The organism is Burkholderia sp. MSMB1498, assembly GCF_001526245.1.
GTDB lineage: Bacteria > Pseudomonadota > Gammaproteobacteria > Burkholderiales > Burkholderiaceae > Burkholderia > Burkholderia savannae.
Genome location: NZ_LOYJ01000092.1, coordinates 38,134 through 62,145, shown reverse-complemented (window position 1 = coordinate 62,145; position 24,012 = coordinate 38,134). Strand labels below are relative to the sequence as shown.

Genomic DNA, 24,012 nt, shown 5'->3' with positions numbered 1-24,012 from the left:
GCGATTCAACGCAGCATGAACGACATCGCCGACAGGCAGTTCAACGTTCGCACGACGTGCTCGATCGACGGCGCGGCGAACCGCAGCGTGAGCGCGTCGACGCGCTCGAGCGACGGCCACTGGCAGAAGAGATCGGCGGCCGCGACGGTCTGTGCGCGCAGCTCGCAGGCCGCCGCGCGCGGCGCGTGCGGGCGCGCCAGGTGCGCGACCTCGCGCGCCTGCTCGACCGCCTGCCGCGCCGCGACGCCGATCGCCGCGCACGCGGCGGCGGGCGTCATCGACGCGCCGCTCGCGAATCCCGTCGCCTCCTTGACGGTCACGAAGCGCGCGGCCGGAAAGAGCGGCCGCGTCTCGTCGACGAACACGTCGTCGCCGGACAGCAGCGCCACGTGCGCGCCGTATTCGTGCGCGAGCGCGCCGTAGAGCCCGGCCTCGCCGGCTTCGCGCCCGTCGAGCAGCACGCGCGCGAACGCGCCGCTGTTGATCGTGTGCGCGAGCAGCCCGCGTGTGCCCGCCTTCGCGTGAAAACCGATCATGAACACGAGATCGGGCCCGGCTTCGAGGCCCGCCATCATCCCGAGCGTGCGCGGCTTGCCGAGCACGACGCGCGCGCGGGCGTCGATGCCGTCGGGCAGCAGGTTGCGAAAGCCGCCGTGCGAATCGTTGACCCACACGCGCGTCGCGCCGCCCGCGAACGCGCCTTCGACTGCCGCGTTCGCCTCCGCCGTCATCCAGCGGCGCGCGCGCTCGTATTCGGGATTGCCGGCGCGCGTCTGCTCGGCGCTCACGACGCCCGCCACCCCTTCGATATCGGTCGAAATCAGCACTTTCATCGGTTTGCCTCGCGCGATGCGCGCATCCATCGTTCGACTTCCGGCGCGGCGTCGCGCAGCGCGCGGCGCGCGTGGCCGTCGCGGCCCACGACGCTCGTCGCGCGCCACAGCGCGTCGACGATCGCCTGCTCGACGCTGTCGGCCGCGGCCGCGAAGAGCGGATCGAGCGCGGCGTCGGCGACGAGCGCCGGCAGCGCGATGCGCTCGGCGTCGTGCGGCACCGTGTACGCGGTCGAGAACGCGAGCGCGATGTCGCCGCTGCCGTGGCCGTACACCGAGCCCGTGCGCGCGAGGCCCGCGGCCGCGCGCAGCGCGACGCGCCTCAGCTGCCGCGACGACAGCGGCGCGTCGGTCGCGACGAGCATGATGATCGAGCCCTGCTCGGGCGGCGGCGCATCCGGCCGCGCAGCGGCGGCGTCGGGCGCGAGGCCGCCGGCCGCTTTGCTGTTCGCGCGGGCATTCGCGCAGTCGCCCGCATCGTGCGCCGCGTCGCCGGCGCGGCCCGTGCCGCCGGTGCCGCCGGTGCCGGCCTCGTCCCGCGCCGCGCCCGCGCCCTGCCCGCCGGCCGCCGCCTGCGCGCCGCCCGCGTCCCGCGCGGCGATCATCCGCCCGACCGGCACGCCGTCGATCGTCAGCATCGGCAGCCGGCCGAAGTTCGCGAGCACGAGCGCGCCCACCGTCCACGATTCGCCCGCCGCGCGCGCGACGCGCGACGCCGAACCGATTCCGCCCTTCAGGTCGAAGCACGACATCCCGCGCCCCGCGCCGACCGCGCCGCGCGCGAACCCGGGCCGCGCGTCGGCGAGCGCCTGCGCGTAGTGCTCGGGCGTCACCGCGAACGCGTGCTGATCGTTCAGATAGCCGTCGTTGCATTCGAACACGAGCGGATTGACGGTCGGCCACGCGCGGCCGATCTGCGGATTCGCGTCGATGGCCGCGCGGATCTGCGCGTGCGCGAGCGCCGCCACGCCGAACGTGTTCGTCAGCGCGAGCGGCGTCTCGAGCACGCCGAGCTCGTCGAGCTGCACGAGCCCGACGCTCTTGCCGAAGCCGTTGATCACCGCCGCGGCGGCGGGCACCTTGTCGCGATAGACGTCGCCCGCGTGCGGCCGCACGACGCTCACGCCCGTCTGCACGCCGCCCGAATCGAGCGTCGCGTGGCCGACCGTCACGCCCGCGACGTCGGCGATGCTGCAAAGCGGCCCCGCCGGCAGCGCGCCGACGTGCGGCGCGGCGTCCGCCCGATCCGCTGCGCGCGTCACGTTCACGCCGCCCGCCGCATCCGGCCCGCCCGCTGCGTGCGCGCCCATCAGCGCCGCTCCAGCTTCGGGTCGAGCGCGTCGCGCAGCCCGTCGCCGAGCAGGTTGAACGCGAGCACGGTCAGGAAGATCGCGATGCTCGGAAAGAGCGCGACGTGCGGCGCGTTCACCATGTCCGCGCGCGCCTCGTTGAGCATCGCGCCCCACTCGGGCGTCGGCGGCTGCGCGCCGAGGCCGAGGAACGACAGGCTCGCGGCGGTGATGATCGACGTGCCGATGCGCATCGTGAAATAGACGACGACCGACGACACCGTGCCCGGCAGGATGTGGCGCATGATGATCGTGCGGTCGGACGCGCCGATGCTGCGCGCGGCCTCGACGTAGGTCATCTGCTTGAGCGCGAGCGTGTTGCCGCGCACGAGCCGCGCGAACGCGGGCACGCTGAACACGGCGACCGCGCAGATCACGTTGACCATCCCGTTGCCGAGGATCGCGACCACGCCGATCGCGAGCAGGATGCCCGGGAACGCGAACAATACGTCGGCGACGCGCATCGTCGCGCGGTCCCACCAGCCTTCGTAGTAGCCGGCCAGCAGGCCGAAGAACGTGCCGATCGCCGCGCCGAGCGCGACCGAGAAGAAGCCCGCGGCGAGCGAGATCCGCGCGCCCGCGACGATCCGGCTGAAGATGTCGCGGCCGAGCGAATCGACGCCGAACCAGTGCGCGGCCGACGGCCCCGCGTTCAACGCGTCGTAGTCGAAATAGTTCTCCGGGTCGTACGGCACGAAATGCGGGCCGACGATCGCGACGGCGACGAGCAGCAGCACGAACGCCCCCGCCGCGAGCGCGACGTGCTGCTTTCTGAACTTGCGCCAAAACTCGCTCCACGGCGTGCGGATCGCGGCCGGCGCGGCGGCCGGGGTGGTAGGAACAGTCGCGTTCATGCGCGCCTCACTTGAAACGGATCGTCGGGTTGATGACCGCGTACAGCACGTCGACGGTCAGGTTGATCAGGATGAACTCGAGCGAGAACAGCAGCACGATCGCCTGGATCACCGGGTAGTCGCGCATCGTCACCGCATCGACGAGCAGGCGGCCGAGCCCCGGCCAGTTGAACACCGCCTCGACGACGATCGAGCCCCCGAGCAGAAAGCCGAACTGCAGCCCCATCATCGTGACGACCGGAATCATCGCGTTGCGCAGGCAGTGCTTGAGCACGACCACCGGCTCGCGCACGCCCTTCGCGCGCGCGGTGCGCACGAAATCCTCGTGCAGCACCTCGACGAACGACGCGCGCGTGAAGCGCGCCATCACCGCGGCCACGGCCGCGCCGAGCGTGAGCGACGGCAGCACGTAGCTTCTCCACGAGCCGTCCGGCACCACGGGCAGCCAGCCGAGCTTCACCGAGAACACTTCCATCAGCAGCATCCCGAGCGCGAACGCCGGAAACGAGATGCCCGACACCGCGAGCGTCATCCCGACGCGGTCCGGCCAGCGGTTGCGCCACACGGCCGACGCGATGCCGATCCCCATGCCGAAGAGCGTCGCCCAGGCCATGCTGACGACGGTCAGCGACAGCGTCGGCATGAAGCGCTCGCCGATCTCGGTCGCGACGGGCCGCTTGCTGCGCGTCGACGTGCCGAAGTCGCCGTGCGCGATCCGCGCGAAGAAGTTCGCGAACTGCGCGGGCAGCGGCTTGTCGAGGCCGAGATCGGCGCGCACGAGCGCGACCGTCGCGTCGTCCGCCTCCGGCCCCGCCGCGAGCCGAGCGGGGTCGCCCGGCAGCAGGTGCACGAACAGGAACACGAGCACCGCGACGCTCAGCAGCGTCGGCAGGAGCCCGAACAATCGTTTGACCAGAAAATTCAGCATGCGCTTGCCTCTCGATGCGGCGCGCCGACGGGCCGCGCGCCGCCTACGCCCGATGCGCGCGGATCGGCGGATTCGGCGGATTCGGCGCAATCGCGCCGATCCGGCGGGCCGCCCGGGCCGCGTCGCGTCACTTGATCGCGATCTCGTCGAAGTTGAACGAGCCGTCCGGCATCACGTAAGCGCCCTGCAGGCGCTTGCTGCGCGCATAGACGATCTTCTCCTGCACGAGCGGAATCCACGGCGCGTCGGCCCAGATGCGCTTTTGCGCATCGCCGTAGAGCGTCGCCTTCTTCGCGCGGTCGGTGGTTTGCAACGCCTTCGCGAGATCGTCGTCGACCGCGTCGTTCTTGTAGTACGCGGTGTTCATGAGCTTCGGCGGAACCGACGACGACGCGAGCAGCGGCGAGATCGCCCAGTCGGATTCGCCCGTCGACGCGGACCAGCCGGTGTAGTACATCCGCACGGGCGCCTTCGCCGGGTCCTGCGCGCTTTCGACCTTCGCGACCCGCTCGCCCGCCTCGAGCGCCTGCACCTGCGCCTTCACGCCCACCTGCGCGAGCTGCTGCTGGACGAACTGGATCGCCTTCTGCGAGGTCGAGTTGTTGTACGCGGACCAGAGCGTCGTCTCGAAGCCGTTCGGGTAGCCCGCCTCCTTCAGCAGCGCGCGCGCCTTGGCCGGATCATACGGCCACGGGCCGAGCTTCACCGCGTAGTCGACGCCCTGCGGCACGATGCCGGCCGCGGGCGTCGCGTTGCCCGAGAACGCGACCTTCGCGAGCGCGTCCTTGTTGACCGCGTAGTTGAGCGCCTCGCGAACCTTCGGATTGTCGAACGGCTTTTGCATCACGTTCAGGCTCACGTAGCGCTGGATGATCGACGTGCGCTCGATCACGTCGACTTTCGGGCTCGCCTTCAGGTCCGCCGTCTGCTCGAACGGAATGCGGAACGCGAAATCGGCCTCGCCCGTCTTCATCAGCGCGGCGCGCGTGTTGTTGTCGACGACGGGCTTCCAGTCGATCGCGTCGATCTTCGGATAGCCGGGCTTCCAGTAGCCGGCGAACTTCTTCACCTTCAGGTCGTCGGTCTGCTTCCATTCGACGAACTCGAACGGGCCGGTGCCGACGGGGTGCAGCCCGATGTCGCGCCCGTACTTCTTCAGCGCGGCGGGCGAGATCATCACGGCCGACGGATGCGCGAGCACGTTGACGAACGCCGAGAACGGCTCGGTCAGCGTGACCTTCACCGTGTACGGATCGACGACTTCCGTCTTCGCGATCCGGCGGAACAGGTTGTAGCGCTTGAGCTTGTTCGCCGGATCGGTCACGCGGTCGAAGTTCGCCTTCACCGCGGCCGCGTTGAAATCGGTGCCGTCCTGGAATTTCACGCCCTGGCGCAGCTTGATCGTGTAGACCTTCGCGTCGGCGCTCGCGTCGTAGCCGGTCGCGAGCACGTTCACGAGCTTCATGTCCTTGTCGAAGCCGAACAGGCCTTGGTAGAACGATTTCGACACCGCCTGCGACAGCGTGTCGTTCGAATCGTACGGATCGAGCGTGGTGAACGTCGAATCGACGGCCATCACCGCGGCCCGCTCGGCGAACGCGAGCGACGCGGACGACATCGCGATCACGCCCGCGCAGGCGACGAAAAGCGCGCGCGGCGAGAATGGCAAGAACGAATGCGGCGTAGTCATGGGTGGGCTCCTTGGCGATGCTTCGTAAGTGCGTGTGACTGGGTTCGTGTGGTCCTGCTGGCGTCGTTCGGCGGGGCCGGGTTTCGTGCGGATGGTCCGGGGCCTCGCGTCATCGGCTTGCTGCGCTCTTCTCGACTTCCTTTGCTGATTCGATGCCGCTCGCGCATCGCGCGCGCGGCGTTTGCTTCGTCCCGCGGGCGCATCGCGCTCGCGTATTGCGTCTGCGTATTGCATCTGCGTTTTGCATCTGCGTTTTGCATGCGCGTGCCGCAATTGCGTATCGCATTCGCACATCGCGCGCTCGCGCCGCGTTCGCCTGCGGCGCTCGCGCGCCATGCATGCGCCGCGCGGCTCGCCCATTTCGCGCCCGCGCTGCGCCGCGCCTCCTCAATACGCGCCGCCGACCCGATGCTCGGCGACGAAGTGGTCCGGCCCGACCGCGACGAGCGGCGCGACGACGGGCTCGTCGCCGATCGCGCGGATCGGGCTCGGCAGCTCGTCGGCGGGCAGCGTGCGCTGCGCGTGTCGGCGCGCGGGATCGGCGATCGGCACCGCGCTCATCAGCTTCTTCGTGTACGGATGGCGCGGCGTCTCGAACACCGCGCGGCGCGGGCCGATCTCGACGATCTGCCCGAGGTACATCACCGCGACGCGATGGCTGATCCGCTCGACGACCGCCATGTCGTGCGAGATGAACAGATACGCGACGCCGAGCTCGCGCTGCAGGTCGAGCATCAGGTTGACGATCTGCGCCTGCACCGATACGTCGAGCGCCGACACCGATTCGTCGGCGATCACGACCTTCGGGTTCAGCGCGAGCGCGCGCGCGATCGCGATCCGCTGGCGCTGGCCGCCGGAGAATTCGTGCGGATAGCGGCGCGCGGCGTCGGCGGGCAGGCCGACGCGCTCGAGCAGCCAGTCGACGCGCGCCTGCGCCGCCTTGCCGCTCGCGACGCCGTGCACGAGGAGCGGCTCCATGATCGAGAAGCCGATTGTCAGGCGCGGATTCAGCGACGCGAACGGGTCCTGAAAGATGAACTGGATGTTGCGGCGCAGCGCCTGCAGCGCGCGGCCCTTCAGCGCGCCGATCTCGCGCCCCTCGAATTCGATCGAGCCGCTCAGGCTGTCGACGAGGCGCAGCAGCGAGCGGCCCGTCGTCGACTTGCCGCAGCCGGATTCGCCGACGAGCGCGAGCGTCTCGCCCGCGCGCAGCTCGAAGCTCACGCGCTCGACCGCGTGCACGTATTGCGACACGCGGCCGAACGCGCCGCTCTTGACCGGAAAGCGCGTGACGAGGTCGCGCACGCGCAGCAGCGGCGGCGACGCCGGATCGATCGCGGGCTGCGCGAAAGCGCCGGCGGCGCGCGCGTGCGCCGCCGGCGCGGCGGTCGATGCGGTCGATGCGGTCGATGCGGTCGATGCGGTTGCAGCGGTTGTAGCGGTCGATGCGGCAGAATCAAGCGAAGCAACCGGGGCAACCGAACCAACCGATGCGGATGCGGATGCCGCGTCGCCCGACGCGGGCGCGGCGTCGCCGTTCTCGACGACGACCGCATCGCCCGTGACCGGATCGAAGCGCAGCAGCGGGAATTTCGCGGGCGCGTCGGTGCCCTGCATCGAGCCGAGCCGCGGCACCGCCGCGAGCAGCGCCTTCGTGTACGGATGCGACGGCGCGGCGAAGATCGCATCGGACGCGCCCTCCTCGACCTTCTCGCCGCGATACATGACGAGCACGCGATCGGCGACTTCCGCGACGACGCCCATGTCGTGCGTGATGAAAATCACGCCCATGTCCATCTCGTCCTGCAGCCCGCGGATCAATTGAAGGATCTGCGCCTGGATCGTCACGTCGAGCGCGGTGGTCGGCTCGTCGGCGATCAGCAGCGCCGGCCGGCACGACAGCGCCATCGCGATCATCACGCGCTGCCGCATCCCGCCCGAGAGCTGATGCGGATGGCGCGCGAACACGCGGCGCGCCTCGGGAATGCGCACGAGATCGAGCAGGCGCAGCGCCTCCGCGCGCGCTTCGCCCGCGTTCTTGTTCTGGTGCAGCGCGATCGCCTCGCTGATCTGGTCGCCGACCGTGAAAACCGGATTGAGCGACGTCATCGGCTCCTGGAAGATCATCGCCACGTCCGCGCCGCGCACGCTGCGCAGCGCCGACGGCGACGCGCGCACGAGATCGAGCGTCGCGCCGTTGCGCCGGCGCAGCGCGATCCCGCCGCCCGTGATCGCGCCGCCGCCGTGCTCGACGAGGCGCATCAGCGCGAGCGACGTCACCGATTTGCCGGAGCCCGATTCGCCGACGATCGCGAGCGTCTCGCCGCGATCGACGTGGAACGACAGCCCGCGCACCGCCTCGAACGCGGCGCCCTCGCGGCGGAACGTGACGGACAGCCCGTCGACTTCGAGCACGCGCTGCTCGCGCAGGCTCGGGGCGGTTCGGCTCGCGCTCATCTTCCGGCTCTCCTGTGTCTGCGCGGCTGGCGGCGTCACGCCGCCTCCTCGCGGTAGATCGCGGTCACGGGCGCCTCGCCGACGCGCGCGTAGCCGCGGTACATCCCCTCGGTGTTGAACGGCATCGCGAGGTTGCCGCGCGCGTCGATCGCGATGACGCCGCCGCGCCCCGCGATCCGCGGCAGCTTGTTCATCACGACGTCGTACGCGGCCGACGCGAGCGACGCGCCGCGGTATTCGATCTGCGCGGACACGTCGTACGCGGTCGCGAGGCGAATGAACATCTCGCCCGTGCCCGTCGACGACACCGCGCACGTCGCGTCGTTCGCGTAGCAGCCCGCGCCGATGATCGGCGTGTCGCCGACGCGCCCCGGCTGCTTGTTCGTGATCCCGCCCGTCGACGTCGCCGCGGCGAGATGGCCGTGCAGATCGCGCGCGACCGCGCCGACCGTGCCGTGCTTGCGGTCCGGATCGAGCGGCTGCGGCGCGAACGCGACGGCGCCGTTACCGCTGCCGTTGCCGTCGCCGTCGCCGAACGCGAACGCCGTCGCCGCGTCGTGATCGAGCATCGCGCCCGCCGCCTGCCGCGCCTTCAACCACTGCGCGCGGCGGAACTCGGTGTCGAAGTAGCCCGGCTCCGCGAGCTCGAGCCCCTGCGCGGCCGCGAACGCGTCGGCGCCCGCGCCGGCGAACATCACGTGCTCGCTCGCCTCGAGCACGCGCCGCGCGGCGAGCACCGGGTTGCGCACGCGCGTCGCGCAGCAGATCGCGCCCGCTTTCAGCGTCGCGCCGTCCATGATCGCGGCGTCGAGCTCGTGCGTGCCGTCGGCCGTGTAGACGGCCCCGCGCCCCGCGTTGAAGAGCGGGCAATCCTCGAGCATCCGCACGGCGACGCTGACCGCGTCGAGCGCGCTGCCGCCCTCGGCGAGCACCTTCTGCGCGGCGGCGAGGATCGCGTTCAGCTCGGCGCGGTACTGCGCTTCGGCGTCGGCCGTCATTGCCTGACGCAGGATCGTGCCTGCGCCGCCGTGAATCGCAACGATTGCTGTTGAGGGTGAAGTCATCGGTCGGTTTTCCTGGAACGGCGCGGCGGGCGCGGCGGCGCGACGCACGCGCCCCGCGCCTCGAGCCACGGCAGCATGAATTCGGTCACTTCGGCAGCCGCGCGCGCGGAGCGCTGCGAGCGATGCGCGACCGCGTCGATCAGCGCCTCGAGCAGCGCGAGCACCGCGGCCTCGGACGTCGCCGCGAGCCGGCGCTCCGCGTGCACGAAGAGCGCGCGCGTGGCGAACGGCGCGATCGGCGAGTCGGGCCCGTCGGTGATCGCGAGCACCGGCGCGCCGCGTTCGGCCGCGCGGCGCGCGAGCTCGATCGTGTCGTGCACGTAGCGCGGAAACGCGATCGCGACGACGAGATCGTCGCCGCGCGCGTTGAACAGGCGCCGCGCGGCGTCGGTCGGGCCGCCGAGCAGCGCGAGCGACTGCACGTTGTCGCGATACACGGACAGCCCGTGCTCCATCAGCCCGGCGAGAAACGCGCTCGCGCCCATCCCGACGAGGAAGATCCGGCGCGCGGCGAGCAGCGAATCGACGGCCGCCTCGACGTTCGCGCGATCGAGCCGCCCGCGCGTGCGATCGAGGTTCGCGAGCGCCTGCTCGAAGCTCGCGTCGATCAGCTCGCCGCCGCGCGCGCCCGCTTCGCGCTCCTGCGCGGAGCGCAGCCGCTCGACGGGCGCGAGCGTCGCCTCGAAGCCGCGCACGAGCGCCGCACGCAGCGCCGGATAGCCGTCGAAGCCGAGCGCGCGCGCGAAGCGGTTCGCGGTGGCGATCGATGCGTCGACCGCGTTCGCGAGCTCGTCGATCCGCATCGTCGCCGCGCGGAACGGATTCGCGAGCACGTACTCGCCCATGCGCCGATGGATCGGCGTGAGCGACGGCAGCGCGGCGGCGATGCGCGCGGCGATCGACGGTTCGGCGTCGAGCGGTGTGACGGTCGGGCTGGAACTGGACATTCGGCGGTCGGGACGATGCGCTGATTGATGAAAGTAAATTTACACAATAGGAAGAAGAGAAAAAATAAATTTTCATCGGGGTTTGCACTGCCTACAGGCGAGCGCCGCCAGCCCGCGCCACCGGGCGCGCGGCGCGATCCGCGCGCGCATTGTCGGGCAACTTCATCGAATAGCTTACAATTCGTCAGTTTCGGCCTGCATCCTCGCCGTTGCAGCCCCTCCACCCCGCGCCTCGCGCGCGCCGCCGCCTCCGCGCCGTCCACATCGTCCCCATGCCGGGCTCGGTCGCCGCGGCGCGCGCCCCGCGACGCGTCCTTTTTCCGGAGATCCGCTCATGCCCTCATCCCGACCTACGCCGCGCACGACGCTCAAGCCGCAAGTCGTCGTGCCGTCGCTCGCCGCGATCGGCGCGCTGCTCGCTGCCTGCGCGCTGCGGCCGAGCGAAGCCGGCGCGCTCTTCGGCGCCGGCCAGCAGTGGATCGTCACGCGCTTCGACTGGTTCTACGTGCTCGCGATCACGACCTTCCTGATCTTCCTCGTGCTGATCGCGGCGAGCCGCTTCGGCAACATCAAGCTCGGCCCGGACGACGCCGAGCCCGAATTCAGCTTCGTGTCGTGGACCGCGATGCTGTTCGCGGCCGGCATGGGCATCGGCCTCATGTACTTCGGCGTCGGCGAGCCGATCCAGCATTACCTGTCGCCGCCGACGGCCGCGGGCGGCACGCCCGCCGCCGCGCGGGAGGCGATGCTGATGTCATTCTTCCACTGGGGCCTGCACGCGTGGGCGACGTACGGCGTGATGGGCCTCGTGCTCGCGTATTTCGGCTTTCGCTACAACCTGCCGCTCACGCTGCGCTCGGGGCTTTATCCGGTGCTGCGCGACGGCGTGAACGGCTGGATCGGCCACGCGGTCGACGCGTTCGCGCTCGTCGGCACGCTCGCCGGGATCGCGGTGACGCTCGGCTACGGCGTGCTGCAGCTGAGCGCGGGCCTGCATACGGTCGCCGGCTGGGACACCGGCAGCGATGCGTTCCGCGTCGGCCTCGTCGCGGTCGTCGTCGCGCTCGCCGGGCTCTCCGCCGCGAGCGGGCTCGACAAGGGCGTGCGCCGGCTGTCCGAGCTGAACCTGATGCTCGCGTTCGCGCTGCTCGCGTTCGTCGTCATCGCGGGGCCGACGTCGTTCCTGCTGCGCGCGATGGGCGACAACCTCGGCGAATATCTGTCGAAGCTCGTGTCGCTGTCGTTTCGCACGTACGCGTACGAGACGCCGAACGAGCAAGGCTGGTTCGGCGGCTGGACGCTGCTCTACTGGGCGTGGTGGGTGTCGTGGTCGCCGTTCGTCGGGATGTTCATCGCGCGCATCTCGCGCGGCCGCACGATCCGCGAGTTCGTGATCGGCGTGCTGCTCGTGCCGACCGCGTTCAACCTCGTCTGGATGACCGCGTTCGGCAACAGCGCGATCTGGCTCGACACGCACGCGGCCGCGGGCGCGCTCGCGCAGACCGCATCCAACGTCGACGCGCTGCTGTTCCGCTTCTTCGACTACCTGCCGCTCACGCGGCTGCTGTCGATCGCGGCGATCGTGCTGATCGCGGTGTTCTTCGTGACGTCGGCTGATTCGGGCGCGTTCGTGATCGACGCGATCGCGACGCGCGGCGCCGCGCATTCGCCCGTGTGGCAGCGGCTCTTCTGGGCGGCGGTGCTCGGCGTGACGGCCTCGGTGCTGCTCGTCACGGGCGGACTGAAGGCGCTGCAGGCGCTCACGCTCGTCGCCGCGCTGCCCGTCGCGCTCGTGATGCTCGCGCTCTGTTACGGGCTCTGGCGCGGCCTGAAGGCCGACCACGCGCACTACTCGCAGGACATGGCGCCCGCGACGAGCTTCTGGACCGGCCAGCACTGGCGGCACCGCCTGTCGCATATCCTGCGGCAGACGACCGACGCCGAGGCGCGACAGTTCGTTGAGCGGACAGTCGAGCCCGCGCTGCGCAAGGTCGCGGACGAATTGAAGGCGGGCGGCGTCGACGCGCACGTCGCGCGCGACGACGACGATGCGGTGCGCCTCACGGTGCCCGCGCCCGCGCAGCGCGACTTCGTGTACGGCGCGCGGGTGTCGCGCAAGTCCGCGCCCGCGTTCCGAATCCGCGAGGCGGCCGAGCCCGAGCCGCAGCGCGAGCACGTGTACGAGGTGCTGACGTTCTTCGCGGACGGGCGGCTCGGCTACGACATCGAGTATCTGCGCGGCGACGAGATCATCGCCGACGTGCTGCGGCAGTACGAGCGCTACGTGTCGCTCGCGGCGGACACGCGCACGCATCTGCTCAATCGCGCGCCCGAGCATGCGGGGCCGGAAGGCCAGCCGCCGCGGTAAGCCGCGTCGCCGGAGAAGGGCTCGCGCGGCGCGTGCGCCGACGGACGCGGGCGCCGACGGACGCGGGCGGCTCCGGCGGCGGGCGCAGGCGAGCGAGCGGGCGGCGCGGATCGGTTCGGTTCGGTTCGGTTCGGTTCGGTTCGGGGCGGCTCAGTTCAGCTCAGTTCAGCTCAGTTCGGCCCGGCCCGGTTCGGTTTGGCCCGGTTTGGCCCGGTTTGGCCCGGTTTGGCCCGGTTTGGCCCGGTTTGGCCCGGCTCGGGTCGGCCCGCTCGGCTCGGTTCCGTTTGACGCGACTCGGCGCGGCGCGCGAGTGCGTCAGCGTCGCCGCGATGCGTTCGCCCCCGTGCGGCGGCCCAAGCCGCCGCCGCACGGACCTTCCAGACCGCCCGGACCGCCGACGCCGCCCGCGCCCGCCGCCGCGAGGCCAAGCGCCGTCCTTCTTCGCGCCGCGCGCACCGCAAAGGCGGGCCGCGAATCACCCGCCGTAAACCGCGTCGCGCACCTCGACCGTCAACGGCCCCGACATCCCTTCATACGCGGTGTTCGTCATCAGCAGCACGGTAAGCCCGCGCGCCGCGTCGACGAACCAGGAATGCCCGTAGACGCCGCCCCATTGCAGCGTCCCCGCGCTTTGCGGCGACTGCGCGAGCGCCGGATCGGACAGCACCGCGCCGCCGTAGCCGAAGCCCCAGCCGGGGCCGCGCGTCTCGGCGGCCGGCCCCGTGTGATCGGTGCGCATCGCGTCGACGAGCGCGGCGGGCAGGAAGCCGTCGCCGCCCGTGCGGATCGTCTCGAGCATGCGCAGCACGTCGTCGGCGCTGCCGTACATGCCCGCGCCGCCCGACGGAAACGCCGACGCGTCGAACGCCCGCGACGGCGCGAAGCGCACCGCGACGCCTTGCCCGTCGGGCAGCGGCACGTCGAGGTTGTCGGTGATCCGCGCGGGTTCCGGCGCGGCGTTCGCGTACGCCACCGCGAAGCGCGCGGGATCGGCCGCGACGAAGCCCGTGTCGCGCATCCCGAGCGGCGTCGTGACGAGCTGCGCGACCGCGTCGGGCAGCTCGAGCCCGGTCGCGCGCTCGATCGCCGCGCCGAGCACGTCGAGCGCGAGCGAATAGCGCCATGCGCTGCCCGGCTCGAACGCGAGCGGCGCGGCCGCGATGCGCCGCAGGTTCTCCTCGAGATCGAAGTCGACGAGATCGATGCCGTCGGAAATGCCGAGCGCGTGATAGATCGAGCCGGGCTCTTCGAGCAGCCCGTAGCTGAGCCCCGCCGTGTGCGCGAGCAATTGATGCACGGTCAGCGCGGGCGCGCGGCCGTCGGGCAGCTTCGGCGCGAACGCCGGCAGCCAGCGCGTGATCGGCGCGTCGAGCGCCATCCGGCCGTCGGCGACGAGGCGCAGCACCGCGGCGGTGACAATCGGCTTGGTGATCGACGACAGGCGAAACAGCGTGTCCTCGCGCATCGGCTGCCGCGTTTCTCGCTCCGCGAACCCATGCGCGCGCCGATAGACGACTTCGCCATCGCGCGCGACGAGCGCGACCGCGCCGACGACGCGCCGCTCGGCGAGCGCCGTCGCGAACACGCGGTCGAGCCGCCCGGCAAGCGCGGCAGGGTCCGTTGCGGTGACCGCGGCTGTGGCGGCCGCGGATGCGGATGCGGGGGCTACGAACTCCAAATTCATCGTGCTGCTCCTCGTCGGTCGGAAAGCGTCGATTCTAGACACGCTGCGATGATTCCGCTGGCGTAGCCGCGCGCGGGACAGGGGCAAGGCGCGCGTCCCGCGCGCGCTCCGCGCGATTCGCTAAGATAGCAGGTCTTTCCGATTTTCCCGCCCCGTAGAGGTGAAGAGGTGCCGCTCCGATGACCGCTCCCGCCACGCTCGCCGCCGCAGCCGGCGCGACGACATTCGCCGAATGGACCGGGCTCGGCGCGCTCGCGCTGCTGTATCTGTTCGGCCTCGGCTGGTCGCTGCGCGGCGCGTTCGCGCGAACGCGCGGGCGCGGGTACTGGCTCGCGTGCGCGGCGCTGATCGCGGGCGGCACGGCGTGCGCGCTGCTCGCGAAGCCGTTTCCGTCCGATTCCGGCGAGATGCCGCCCGGCTTCGGGCTCGGCGTGCTCATCGTCATGCTCGGCATCGCGGGCACGACGGCCGGCTGCGCGTGGCAGGCGATCGCGCGGCTGCGGCGCGAACACCGCTAGCAGGCTGCTGAAATTCTCTCGCGAGGACTACGGCTGACAATTTCCGACCTCGTAAAACGCGCTACAAGCCGCCCGCACGACTTCGGGAAGCGGTGGACGACCCGCGAAACCGTCTGCAAGCACCCCTCAAAGTCGTTTTCAACAGCCTGCTAGGCCCGCGCCATCGCGCGCCGCGCGCATCGTCTCGTGCGGCCGGGCCGCGCCGCCGCTGAGATGCGTCGTCCGCTCGGCGCTCACGAGCGCCGAGCGCTCTGCGGTGCATGACGCGGGGCGGATCGCCGCGCGGCCCTGCGCGGCCGCGAAAACGCCGCCGCGCGTGGCGATCGGATCGTTCGCCGCGCCGGCGTCGCGACAGCGCCGGCCGGCTCGGCCGCGCCGAGCGGGAGCGGGAATTGCGCGCCGGCGACGATTTCGTCGCCGCCTTGTTTTTCCCGAAATATCGGATATACCTAATCCATCCGTTGCGCTCGTCAAGCAAGGCGCGCGACGGCCAGCGACGCCGTCCGCGCATAAAAAGGAGAAGATCGTGGCGAAGATCCTGGAAAACGTCGAGCACGTCGTCGTCGTGATGTTCGAGAACCGCTCGTTCGACACGATGCTCGGCTGGCTCTACCCGCCCGGCACGCAGCCCGCGCACGTGCTGCCCGCGCGCAGCTCGCCGCAGTTCGACGGCCTGAAGCCCGGCATGTCGAATCCGTCGAAGTCCGGCAAGCCGATCGCCGTCACGCTCGAAGCAACGAATAGCGTGATTCCCGATCCGCAGGAGACGTTCGTCAACGTGACGAGCCAGATCCTCGGCCCGCGCGACGCGCAAGCGCCGTGGCCGCCGATGCAGGGCTTCGTCGTCAATTACGAAACGACGCAGACGACCGATCCCGGCCACGTGATGCAATGCCACAGCGTCGCGCAGTTGCCGACGCTCACGGCGCTCGCGCGCGCGTACGCGGTGTCCGACGCCTGGTTCGCGTCGGTGCCGAGCCAGACCTGGCCGAACCGCGCGTTCGCGCACGCGGGCACGTCGAACGGGCGCGTGAACAACGGCGAGATCCCCGATCCGCTCGAATGGAACGTGCCGACGATCTTCGACGCGCTGTCGTCGATCGGCGCGAGCTGGGCGGTGTACAGCGACACGCTCGTCACGCCGTCGCTCACGCACACGATGTTTCCGACGCTGTGGGACGACAAGTACGCCGATCGCTTCAGGCACTTCCCGGATTTCGTCGCCGCGTGCAAGCACGACGCGCTCCCGCAGTACGCGTTCATCGAGCCGAGCTTCCTGTTCGAGCCGAACGACCAGCATCCGCCGCACGACGTGAGCGCGGGCGACGCATTCCTGCACGGCATCTGGACGGCGCTCAGCACATCGCCCGGCTGGCCGCGCACGCTGCTCGTCGTGACCTACGACGAGCACGGCGGCTGCTTCGATCACGTGCGGCCGCCCACGAACGCGACGCCGCCCGACGCGGCGAGCACCCCCGGCGACGAAACGTTCGACTTCGATCGCTTCGGCGTGCGGGTGCCGGCCGTCGTCGTGTCGCCGTACATCGAGGCGGGCACCGTGTTCCGCTCGCCGACGAACGTCCCGTACGACCACACGTCGATCCTCGCGACGCTGCGCGACTGGCTCGGCATCCCGCCCGACAGGATGCTGAAGAGCGCGCGGATCGCGAATGCGCCGACGCTCGCGCAGCTTTTCACGCGCAGCACGCCGCGCACCGATCTGCCGACGATCGCCGCGCCGGCGACCGACTTCGTCCATCCGCCGCCGACCGCGCCGCTCAACGATTTGCAGAAAAGCCTCGTGACGGGCACGTCGCGGCGCGACGGGCACGATCCGGCCGCGAGCGTCGCGCCGATCACGACGCGCCAGCATGCGCTCGACTTCTTCGAGCGCCGGGCGCAGGGCAAGCCCGCGTAGCGGCAAGCGGGCGAAGCGCCGCGCCCCCTCGGACGGCGCGCGCGGCGCTTCGCCCGCTTGCCCTGCGCGCGCGTTTCGCTCGACGCTCGCGAAATCCGGCATGATAGGTGCTCGAAGCGAGGTGCCTGAAGCGCAGTGCCTGAAGCGAATCGAACGGCCGGCCGCGCGCCCGCGCCCGCTCCCCGGTCCGCGCCGATCGCGCCCCGGCCAACCCAACGGAATCCGTCGCCGCCATGAAGATACGCCCCGGTCTCGTCGCCGAACTGACGGTGAACCTGCTGCTCCCCTGGGCCGCCTATCGTGCGGCGGTGCCGCACTGGGGCGAGACGGGCGGCCTGATCGCGTCGGCCGTGCCGCCGCTCGTCTGGAGCGCGATCGAACTCGCGCGCTTCCGGCGCATCGACGCGCTGTCCGCGGTCGTGCTGTTCGGCATCGTGCTGTCGATCGCCGCCGCGCTCGCGGGCGGCAGCCCGCGCATGCTGCTGATGCGCGAATCGCTCGCGTCCGGCGCGATCGGCGTCGCGTTCCTCGGCTCGCTCGCGCTGCCCAAGCCGCTCGTGTTCCATCTCGCGCGGGCGACGGTCGCGCGCGAGGCGCACGACGGCGCCGCGCGAATCGACGCGCTGTGGGTCGAGCGGCCGGCGTTCGTGTCGGCGATGCGGCTGATGACGCTCGTCTGGGGAGCCGGGCTCGTCGCCGAGAATCTGCTGCGCGCGTGGATGATCTGGAACTGGCCGGTCGAGCGCGTGCTCGTGGTCGCGCCGTTCGTCGGCTACGCGATCTACGGTGCGCTGATGATGTGGACGCTGTGGTATCGGAAGGTGATGCGCACGCATGCGCTCGCCGGCTTGCCGCGCGGCGGCGCGCTCGGCTGAGCGGCGAAGCCGCTCGCGCTCGGCCCGCCCGGCGGCCCGCGCCAGCCCGCCGTTCGCGCGAAATCGGCGTGAACGGGCCCCGGCACGCTGCCGGGATTCTGCGGGCGGGATGCCGGAGAAAATCGTCGCCCTCTCCGCATGCGCGACAAACCGCTCGTGCGGCTTCGGGCGCGGCTTCGGCGACGGGGCGCCCCCCCAAACTTCGTGCGAGCCCCTCGCGCCCCCGTCTTTCGGCAGCCCGCTAGCCGCGCCGGCGAAAGAACGCGATCGGGCTCGCCGCCGCACGCGCGCCCCAGCACGCTCGCGCGCGCGCCGCGAAATCGAGCGCGTCGTTCGACGCGGCCTCCGCGTGCCCTTCGTGCCAGATGCCGGCAAGGCGGCTGCCGATCCGATACGGATTGGCGCGCCCGCCGAGATAGTCGGCGAAGCCTTGCTGATATGCGCCGTACAGCGTGAGCGGCGGCGTTCCGTCGGACGGCGCGCCGCCGTGCGCGGCGAGCGGCTCGGACGCCACCTCGGCGATCAGCGTCTCGCCGTCGATCTCATTCGGCTCTGCGACGCGCACGCGCCGGCGCTCGACCCCGACGAATCCCATGTGAAGCTCCCTGAATCGGTTCTTTCCCAGTCAGGAGCAATAAGAGTGCCAGCCGCCACGCGCGCGGCGAACGCCGTCGCCTCAAGGCCGCGGCGGCGCGGCCCGGCGCACGCGGCGCCGACGTTACGGAACATGTCACGTGACGCCCGCGTTGCGCGCCGCGCCGCGCAACCGCCCATTCCGTTGCATCAATGAAACGTCGCGTCGCCGCCGTCGCCGCTGCCGCTGCCGTCGCTCGCGAGCCGCGCGCGCAGGAATTCGAGAAAGAGCTGCACGACCTTCGGCAGCGTGCGCCCGACGAGCGTCTGCAATTCCACCGCGCGCGCGTCCATCCCGCGATCGGCGATCGGCCGCACCGCGAGCTCGCCGCGCGCCTGCCGCGAGCGCACCGTGACCTCGCCGGAGATCGAGATCGCATCGCACGCGATCGCGAAGTTGTGCAGCGCAACGATGTTGTTGCTGACCATCACCGGCTCGATCGTCAGGTTCTGGCGGCTCGACACGACGTCGAACAGCTGCCGGATCGTCGTGCTCGGATCGGGCAGCGCGAGCGGATATGCGCTCATCTGCAGCACCGACACCCGCTCGAGGCGCGCGAGCGGATGATCGCCGCGCATCACCGCCATCACCGGCGCGCTCTGCCGGTGCTCGACCTTGATGTCGCTCTCGGGCGTGCGGCTGAACGTCACGCCGACGTCCGCCTCGCCCTTCTTCACGCGGCGCGTGACGTCGGCGGGCGCGCACACGGCCGCTTGGAACACGATGCCGGGATACGTGCGGCGGAAATCGGCGATCGCGTGCGGCACGAACTCGATCGCGAAGCCCTCCGACATCGCGACGCGCACCTGGCCGCGCCGCAGCCCCTGCAACGCGTCGATGTCCTGCACGAGCCGGTCGGCCTCGAGCTCGGTGCGAAACGCATACGCGGCGAGCATCTCGCCCGCCGCGCTCGCGACCATCCCGCGCGAGCGGCGCTCGAACAGCGGCGTGCCGAGCACCTGCTCGAGATGCGCGATCTGGCGGCTGATCGCCGAGCCGGCGACGTTCAGCCGCGCGGACGCCTCGCTGATCGATCCCGCGCGCACGACTTCGAGGAAGTAGCGCAATGCGGTGTCCTGCAGTTGATGGTGCTTCATTGCGCCTCCTCGCGATCGCCGGCGCCGCGATGCCGTTTCGGCAACGCAGACTTATTCTTTCGATAATAGTCGCAACAAAATTCGCTGTTTACGCTTGGCTCCTGAGCGTGGCCCCCATGCCCGCCGCGGCCCCGCCCGGCCGCCCCGTCCCGGATTTCCAGGAGCCTTGCGATGAATCGTCGGTTCGCCGTTCGCCCCGCCCTCCGCTTTTCCGCCCGCGCGGCGCTCGCGCCGATGCTCGCGTTCGCGCTGATGCTGTCGCTGCCGCCCGCCGCGCACGCCGGCAAGACGAACGACACGCTCGTCTACGCGTCCGACAGCGAGCCGGAGAACATCTCGCCGTATCACAACAACCTGCGCGAAGGCGTGATCATCGCGCACATGGCGTGGGACACGCTGATCTACCGCGATCCGAAGACGGGCGCGTACAAGCCGCAGCTCGCGACGGCGTGGAAGTGGGAATCGCCGACGTCGCTCGTCGTCGACCTGCGCCGCGACGTGACCTTCCACAACGGCGACAAGCTCACGGCCGACGACGTCGCGTTCACGTTCAACTACGTCGTCGCGCCGGATTCGAAGGTCGTCACGCGGCAGAACACCGACTGGATTCAGAGCGCCGAGAAGACGGGCGACTACCAGGTTCGCATCCGGCTCAAGGCGCCATTCCCGGCGGCGCTCGAATACCTGTCCGGCCCCACGCCGATCTATCCGGCCGCGTACTTCAAGAAGGTCGGGCTGCAGGGGTTCGGCAAGGCGCCCGTCGGCACCGGGCCGTACAGGATCGTGGCGGTGACGCCGGGCGTCGGCGTGACGATGGTCAAGAACCCGAACTATTTCAAGGACAGCCCGCTCGGCCAGCCGAGGATCGGCACGATCAAGTTCGTCGTGATCCCCGATCCGGAGACGCGCTCCGCGCAGCTCATGACGGGCGCCGTCGACTGGATCTGGCGCGTGCCGGCCGACCAGGCCGATTCGCTGAAGGCAATGCCAAACCTCACCGTGCAAAGCGGCGAGACGATGCGCATCGGCTATCTGTCGATGGACGCGGCGGGCGCGTCCGCGCCGAACTCGCCGTTCAAGGACGCGCGCGTGCGGCAGGCGGTCAACTACGCGATCAACCGCGGCGCGCTCGCGAAGAGCCTCGTGCGCGGCGGCAGCCAGCCCGTCTACGCGCCGTGCTTTCGCACGCAGTTCGGCTGCGATACGTCGGGCGTCGTCAAGTACGACTACGACCCCGCGAAGGCGCGCGAGCTGCTGAAGGCGGCGGGCTACCCGAACGGCTTCGACACCGATCTGTACGCGTACCGCGAGCGCGAGTACGCGGAGGCGCTGATCGGCGATCTGCGCAAGGTCGGCATCAACGCGCGGCTGCACTACCTGCAGTACGCGGCGCTGCGCACCGCGCAGCGCTCGGGCAAGACGCCGCTCACGTTCCAGGCTTGGGGCTCGTTCTCGGTCAACGACGCGTCCGCGTTCGTCAGCGTCTACTTCAAGGGCGGCCCCGACGACAGCGCGAAGGACGCGACCGTCGAGAAATGGCTCGATGCCGCCGACACGTCGAGCGACCCGGCCGTGCGCAAGACGAACTACGCGAAGGCGCTCGCGCGGATCAGCGGGCAGGCGTACTGGGCGCCGCTCTTCTCGTATTCGACGAACTACGCGTACGCGTCGGCGCTGAACTTCAGCGCCTATCCGGACGAGCTGCCGCGCTTCTACGAAGCGAGCTGGAAGTAGGCCGGCGCGCGCCGCGCCGATCGCCCGCGCAGCCGGATCGGCCCGTGCGCCCGATTCGCCGCTGCCCGGCCGGCGCGCGCCGCGCCCCGACCGTCCGCAGCCGATCGACGCTCGTTCGACACTTGACCGCCGCATCCGGCCGCGCCCTTCACCGAACCGAACCCAACCGATCCGTACCTCGCGCCATGTCAGCTTATCTGTTCCGCCGTCTGGGCCTCGCGATCGCCGTCGCGCTCACCGTGTCGATCGTCAGTTTCGCGCTGCTCCATCTGTCCGGCGACCTCGCGACCGCGATCGCCGGCCCCGAGGCGACCGCCGCGCAAGTGGACGCGCTGCGCATCCAGTACGGGCTCGACCGGCCTGTCGCCGCGCAGTACGCGGACTGGCTGTGGCGCGCGGCGCACCTCGATTTCGGCCGCTCGTACTTCTTTCAGTCGTCGGTCGCCGATCTGATCGCCGAGCGCCTGCCGATCACGCTGAAGCTCGGCGGCGTCGCGCTCGCGCTCGCCGTGGCGGTGGCGATTCCGCTCGGCGTCGTCGCCGCGCTGTACCGCGACACCTGGATCGATCGCGCGGCGCTCCTCGTCGCGGTGATCGGCCAGGCGATGCCGAGCTTCTGGTTCGGCTTGACGCTGATCCTCGTGTTCGCGGTCGGGCTCAAGTGGCTGCCCGTGGCCGGCAACGACGACTGGCGCCACTTCGTGCTGCCTGCCGTCGCGCTCGGCTACTACGCGACGCCCGCGATGATGCGGCTCACGCGCGCCGGGATGCTCGACGTGCTCGGCGCCGACTACATCCGCACTGCCCGCGCGAAGGGCCTGAGCCCGGCGCGCGTCGTCTTCAAGCACGCGCTGCGCAACGCGCTGATTCCGGTGGTCGCGCTCGCGGCGGTCGAGCTCGGCTTCATGCTCGGCGGCTCGGTCGTCATCGAATCGGTGTTCTCGCTGCAAGGGCTCGGCCAGCTCGCGTGGGATGCGATCGCGCGCAACGATTTCCCCGTGGTGCAGGCCGTCGTCCTCATCATCGCGATGTTCTACGTCGCGCTGACCTTTCTCGCCGACGTCGCGAACGCGGCGCTCGATCCGCGCATTCGCGCCCGATAGCTTCCCGTCCGACAGGAGCGGCCCATGCCCTTGCGCTCGCACTCTCTCCCGGCCCTGCGCATCGACGCGCCCGCCCGCCCCGCGTGGCGGCGCGCGGCACGCCGGCTGCTCGGCCATCGGGGCCTGTCGATCGGCGCGGCGCTCGTCGCGCTCGCCGTGCTCGCCGCCCTCTTCGCGCCGTGGCTCGCGCCGCACGATCCGTACGGCCAGGACCTGACGCGCCGGCTGCTGCCGCCCGCGTGGGACGCCGCGCGCGGCAACTGGGCTTACCCGCTCGGCACCGACAAGCTCGGCCGCGACTACCTGAGCCGCCTGCTCTTCGGCGCGCGCGTGTCGCTCGTGATCGGCGTCGCGGCGGCCGCGCTGTCCGGGGTCATCGGCACGACGCTCGGCGTGCTCGCCGGCTACTTCGGCGGCCGCGTCGACGCGGCGATCAGCTACCTGATCACGACGCGGCTCGCGATGCCCGTCGTGCTCGTCGCGCTCGCGATGTCCTCGCTGCTCGGCGGCTCGCTCGCCACCGTGATCGTGCTGCTCGGCCTGCTGCTGTGGGACCGCTTCGCGGTCGTGTCGCGCTCGATCGCGCAGCAGTTGCGCGACGCCGAATTCATCGCGGCCGCGAAGGCCGTCGGCGCATCGACGCCCTACATCCTGCTGCGCGAGCTGCTGCCGAACGTCTCGGGCGCGCTGATCGTCGTCGCGACGCTCGAGATGGCGCACGCGATCCTGCTCGAGGCGACGCTGTCGTTCCTCGGGCTCGGCGTGCCCGCGCCGATGCCGTCGTGGGGGCTGATGATCGCCGAAGGCAAGGCGTACATGTTCTTCCAGCCGTGGGTGATCCTGATTCCGGGCGCGGCGCTCGCGATCACGGTGCTCGCGATCAATCTCGTCGGCGACGGCGTTCGCGACCTGAGCGCGCCCGAAGGCCGCTGACCGACCGGCGTCAAGGAGAAGCCCGATGGCTGCATTGCTCGAAGTCGACAATCTGCGGGTCGACCTGCCGACCCCGAACGGCGTGCTGCACGCGGTGCGCGGCATCGACCTGCGCCTCGAGCGCGGCGAGCTGCTGTGCGTGGTCGGCGAATCCGGCTGCGGCAAATCGATGACGTCGCTCGCGCTGATGGATCTGCTGCCGCGGCACGCGCAGCGCCGCGCGGATCGGCTCGCGTTCGACGGCATCGATCTGCTGTCGCTCGAGCGCCGCGCGATGAACGGGCTGCGCGGCAACCGGATCGCGATGATCTTCCAGGACCCGATGACCTCGCTCAATCCCGCGTACACGCTCGGCAACCAGCTGTGCGAGGCGCTGCGCCGGCATCGCGGCGCGTCGCTCGCGCAGGCGCGCGAGCGCGCGGTGCATCTGCTCGAACGCGCGGGCGTCGCGCACGCGGCCGAGCGGCTGCGCCAGTATCCGCATCAACTGTCGGGCGGGCTGCGGCAGCGCGTGATGATCGCGATGGCGCTGATGTGCGAGCCCGATCTCATCATCGCCGACGAGCCGACGACCGCGCTCGACGTGACGATCCAGGCCGAGATCCTGCGGATGCTGCGCGAGCTGCAGCGCGAGTTCGGCACCGCGGTGCTGTTCATCACGCACGATCTCGGCGTGGTGTCGCGGATCGCCGATCGCGTGGCGGTGATGTACGCGGGCGAAGTCGTCGAAACCGCGAGCGCCGCGCAGCTGTTCGCGCGGCCCGCGCATCCGTACACGCGCGGCCTGCTGAACTGCATTCCGGTGCGCGGCAAGACGCGGCCCGGCTCGCGGCTCGACGCGATTGCGGGCGTCGTGCCGTCGCTCGTCGGCAACATCGACGGCTGCGCGTTCCGCAACCGCTGCGCGCTCGCGCGCGACGCGTGCGCGCAGACGCCGGCGTTCGTCGACGCCGGCGGCGGCCATCGCGCGCGCTGCGTGCTTGTCGAATCCGCTTGCGAGGAAATCAGCCGATGAACGCCGCTCCG

At 70.9% G+C, this 24,012-nt stretch carries 19 protein-coding genes; 8 read left to right on the top strand and 11 right to left on the bottom strand.

Annotated features, from left to right (window positions below):
- Positions 1-5 precede the first annotated feature (5 nt).
- The 8 genes from WS91_RS20195 to WS91_RS20160 form a co-directional block, all read right to left on the bottom strand.
- Positions 6-833: a M55 family metallopeptidase gene (locus WS91_RS20195; RefSeq protein ID WP_038749543.1), complete on the bottom strand. Its 828-nt coding sequence runs from the start codon at positions 831-833 to the stop codon at positions 6-8.
- Positions 830-2,143: a DmpA family aminopeptidase gene (locus WS91_RS20190; protein ID WP_059670862.1), complete on the bottom strand. Its 1,314-nt coding sequence runs from the start codon at positions 2,141-2,143 to the stop codon at positions 830-832. Before WS91_RS20190 ends, WS91_RS20195 begins: the two co-directional genes overlap by 4 nt.
- Positions 2,143-3,036, bottom strand: coding sequence for a glutathione ABC transporter permease GsiD (gene gsiD, locus WS91_RS20185; protein ID WP_038749502.1), 894 nt, complete (start codon positions 3,034-3,036; stop codon positions 2,143-2,145). The genes WS91_RS20190 and gsiD overlap by 1 nt, the downstream gene beginning before the upstream one ends.
- A 7-nt stretch (positions 3,037-3,043) precedes the next feature.
- Positions 3,044-3,964 (bottom strand): glutathione ABC transporter permease GsiC, encoded by a 921-nt coding sequence (gene gsiC / locus WS91_RS20180; protein WP_038749504.1) that lies wholly within the window; start codon positions 3,962-3,964, stop codon positions 3,044-3,046.
- 127 nt (positions 3,965-4,091) lie between these two features.
- Positions 4,092-5,654 carry a glutathione ABC transporter substrate-binding protein GsiB gene (gene gsiB / locus WS91_RS20175; RefSeq protein WP_059579044.1) on the bottom strand — a complete coding sequence of 521 codons (1,563 nt, stop codon included), beginning with the start codon at positions 5,652-5,654 and terminating at the stop codon, positions 4,092-4,094.
- A gap of 387 nt (positions 5,655-6,041) precedes the next feature.
- A complete protein-coding gene (locus WS91_RS20170; RefSeq protein WP_059670875.1) occupies positions 6,042-8,111 on the bottom strand; it encodes a dipeptide ABC transporter ATP-binding protein in 2,070 nt (689 codons plus the stop codon).
- Between the two features lie 35 nt (positions 8,112-8,146).
- Complete coding sequence (locus tag WS91_RS20165) at positions 8,147-9,175, bottom strand: isoaspartyl peptidase/L-asparaginase family protein (RefSeq protein WP_059670874.1); 1,029 nt, start codon at positions 9,173-9,175, stop codon at positions 8,147-8,149.
- Positions 9,172-10,122, bottom strand: a complete 951-nt coding sequence (locus WS91_RS20160; protein ID WP_059670861.1) for a MurR/RpiR family transcriptional regulator — start codon at positions 10,120-10,122, stop codon at positions 9,172-9,174. Before WS91_RS20160 ends, WS91_RS20165 begins: the two co-directional genes overlap by 4 nt.
- Before the next feature lie 334 nt (positions 10,123-10,456).
- Here WS91_RS20160 and WS91_RS20155 point away from each other — a divergent pair, with 334 nt between their 5' ends.
- Positions 10,457-12,490: a BCCT family transporter gene (locus WS91_RS20155; protein WP_059670860.1), complete on the top strand. Its 2,034-nt coding sequence runs from the start codon at positions 10,457-10,459 to the stop codon at positions 12,488-12,490.
- A 475-nt stretch (positions 12,491-12,965) separates the two neighbouring features.
- Here the strand turns inward: WS91_RS20155 and WS91_RS20150 are convergent, their stop codons facing one another.
- Positions 12,966-14,174 carry a serine hydrolase domain-containing protein gene (locus WS91_RS20150; RefSeq protein WP_059579047.1) on the bottom strand — a complete coding sequence of 403 codons (1,209 nt, stop codon included), beginning with the start codon at positions 14,172-14,174 and terminating at the stop codon, positions 12,966-12,968.
- 179 nt (positions 14,175-14,353) lie between these two features.
- Between WS91_RS20150 and WS91_RS20145 the strand changes: the two genes are divergently transcribed.
- The 3 genes from WS91_RS20145 to WS91_RS20135 all read left to right on the top strand — a co-directional run bounded on the left by WS91_RS20145 (position 14,354) and on the right by WS91_RS20135 (position 17,485).
- Complete coding sequence (locus tag WS91_RS20145) at positions 14,354-14,692, top strand: hypothetical protein (protein ID WP_038749518.1); 339 nt, start codon at positions 14,354-14,356, stop codon at positions 14,690-14,692.
- 526 nt (positions 14,693-15,218) lie between these two features.
- Positions 15,219-16,610, top strand: a complete 1,392-nt coding sequence (locus WS91_RS20140; protein WP_059670859.1) for an alkaline phosphatase family protein — start codon at positions 15,219-15,221, stop codon at positions 16,608-16,610.
- 233 nt (positions 16,611-16,843) lie between these two features.
- On the top strand, positions 16,844-17,485 hold the full coding sequence (locus WS91_RS20135; RefSeq protein WP_059579053.1) for a VC0807 family protein: 642 nt from the start codon (positions 16,844-16,846) through the stop codon (positions 17,483-17,485).
- Positions 17,486-17,726: 241 nt separating this feature from the next.
- Here the strand turns inward: WS91_RS20135 and WS91_RS20130 are convergent, their stop codons facing one another.
- Together WS91_RS20130 and WS91_RS20125 are read right to left on the bottom strand one after the other, a co-directional pair.
- A complete protein-coding gene (locus WS91_RS20130; protein ID WP_038749525.1) occupies positions 17,727-18,080 on the bottom strand; it encodes a hypothetical protein in 354 nt (117 codons plus the stop codon).
- A gap of 188 nt (positions 18,081-18,268) precedes the next feature.
- The gene (locus WS91_RS20125) at positions 18,269-19,216 is read right to left on the bottom strand and encodes a LysR family transcriptional regulator (protein WP_059670858.1); all 948 of its coding nucleotides are present in this window, start codon (positions 19,214-19,216) and stop codon (positions 18,269-18,271) included.
- A gap of 171 nt (positions 19,217-19,387) precedes the next feature.
- Between WS91_RS20125 and WS91_RS20120 the strand changes: the two genes are divergently transcribed.
- The 4 genes from WS91_RS20120 to WS91_RS20105 all read left to right on the top strand — a co-directional run bounded on the left by WS91_RS20120 (position 19,388) and on the right by WS91_RS20105 (position 24,001).
- Complete coding sequence (locus WS91_RS20120; protein ID WP_059579060.1) at positions 19,388-20,950, top strand: ABC transporter substrate-binding protein; 1,563 nt, start codon at positions 19,388-19,390, stop codon at positions 20,948-20,950.
- 185 nt (positions 20,951-21,135) lie between these two features.
- A complete protein-coding gene (locus WS91_RS20115) occupies positions 21,136-22,053 on the top strand; it encodes an ABC transporter permease (RefSeq protein WP_059579065.1) in 918 nt (305 codons plus the stop codon).
- 24 nt (positions 22,054-22,077) lie between these two features.
- Positions 22,078-22,986 (top strand): ABC transporter permease, encoded by a 909-nt coding sequence (locus WS91_RS20110; RefSeq protein WP_038749532.1) that lies wholly within the window; start codon positions 22,078-22,080, stop codon positions 22,984-22,986.
- Between the two features lie 25 nt (positions 22,987-23,011).
- Positions 23,012-24,001, top strand: coding sequence for an ABC transporter ATP-binding protein (locus WS91_RS20105; protein WP_038749535.1), 990 nt, complete (start codon positions 23,012-23,014; stop codon positions 23,999-24,001).
- The last annotated feature ends 11 nt before the right edge of the window (positions 24,002-24,012 follow it).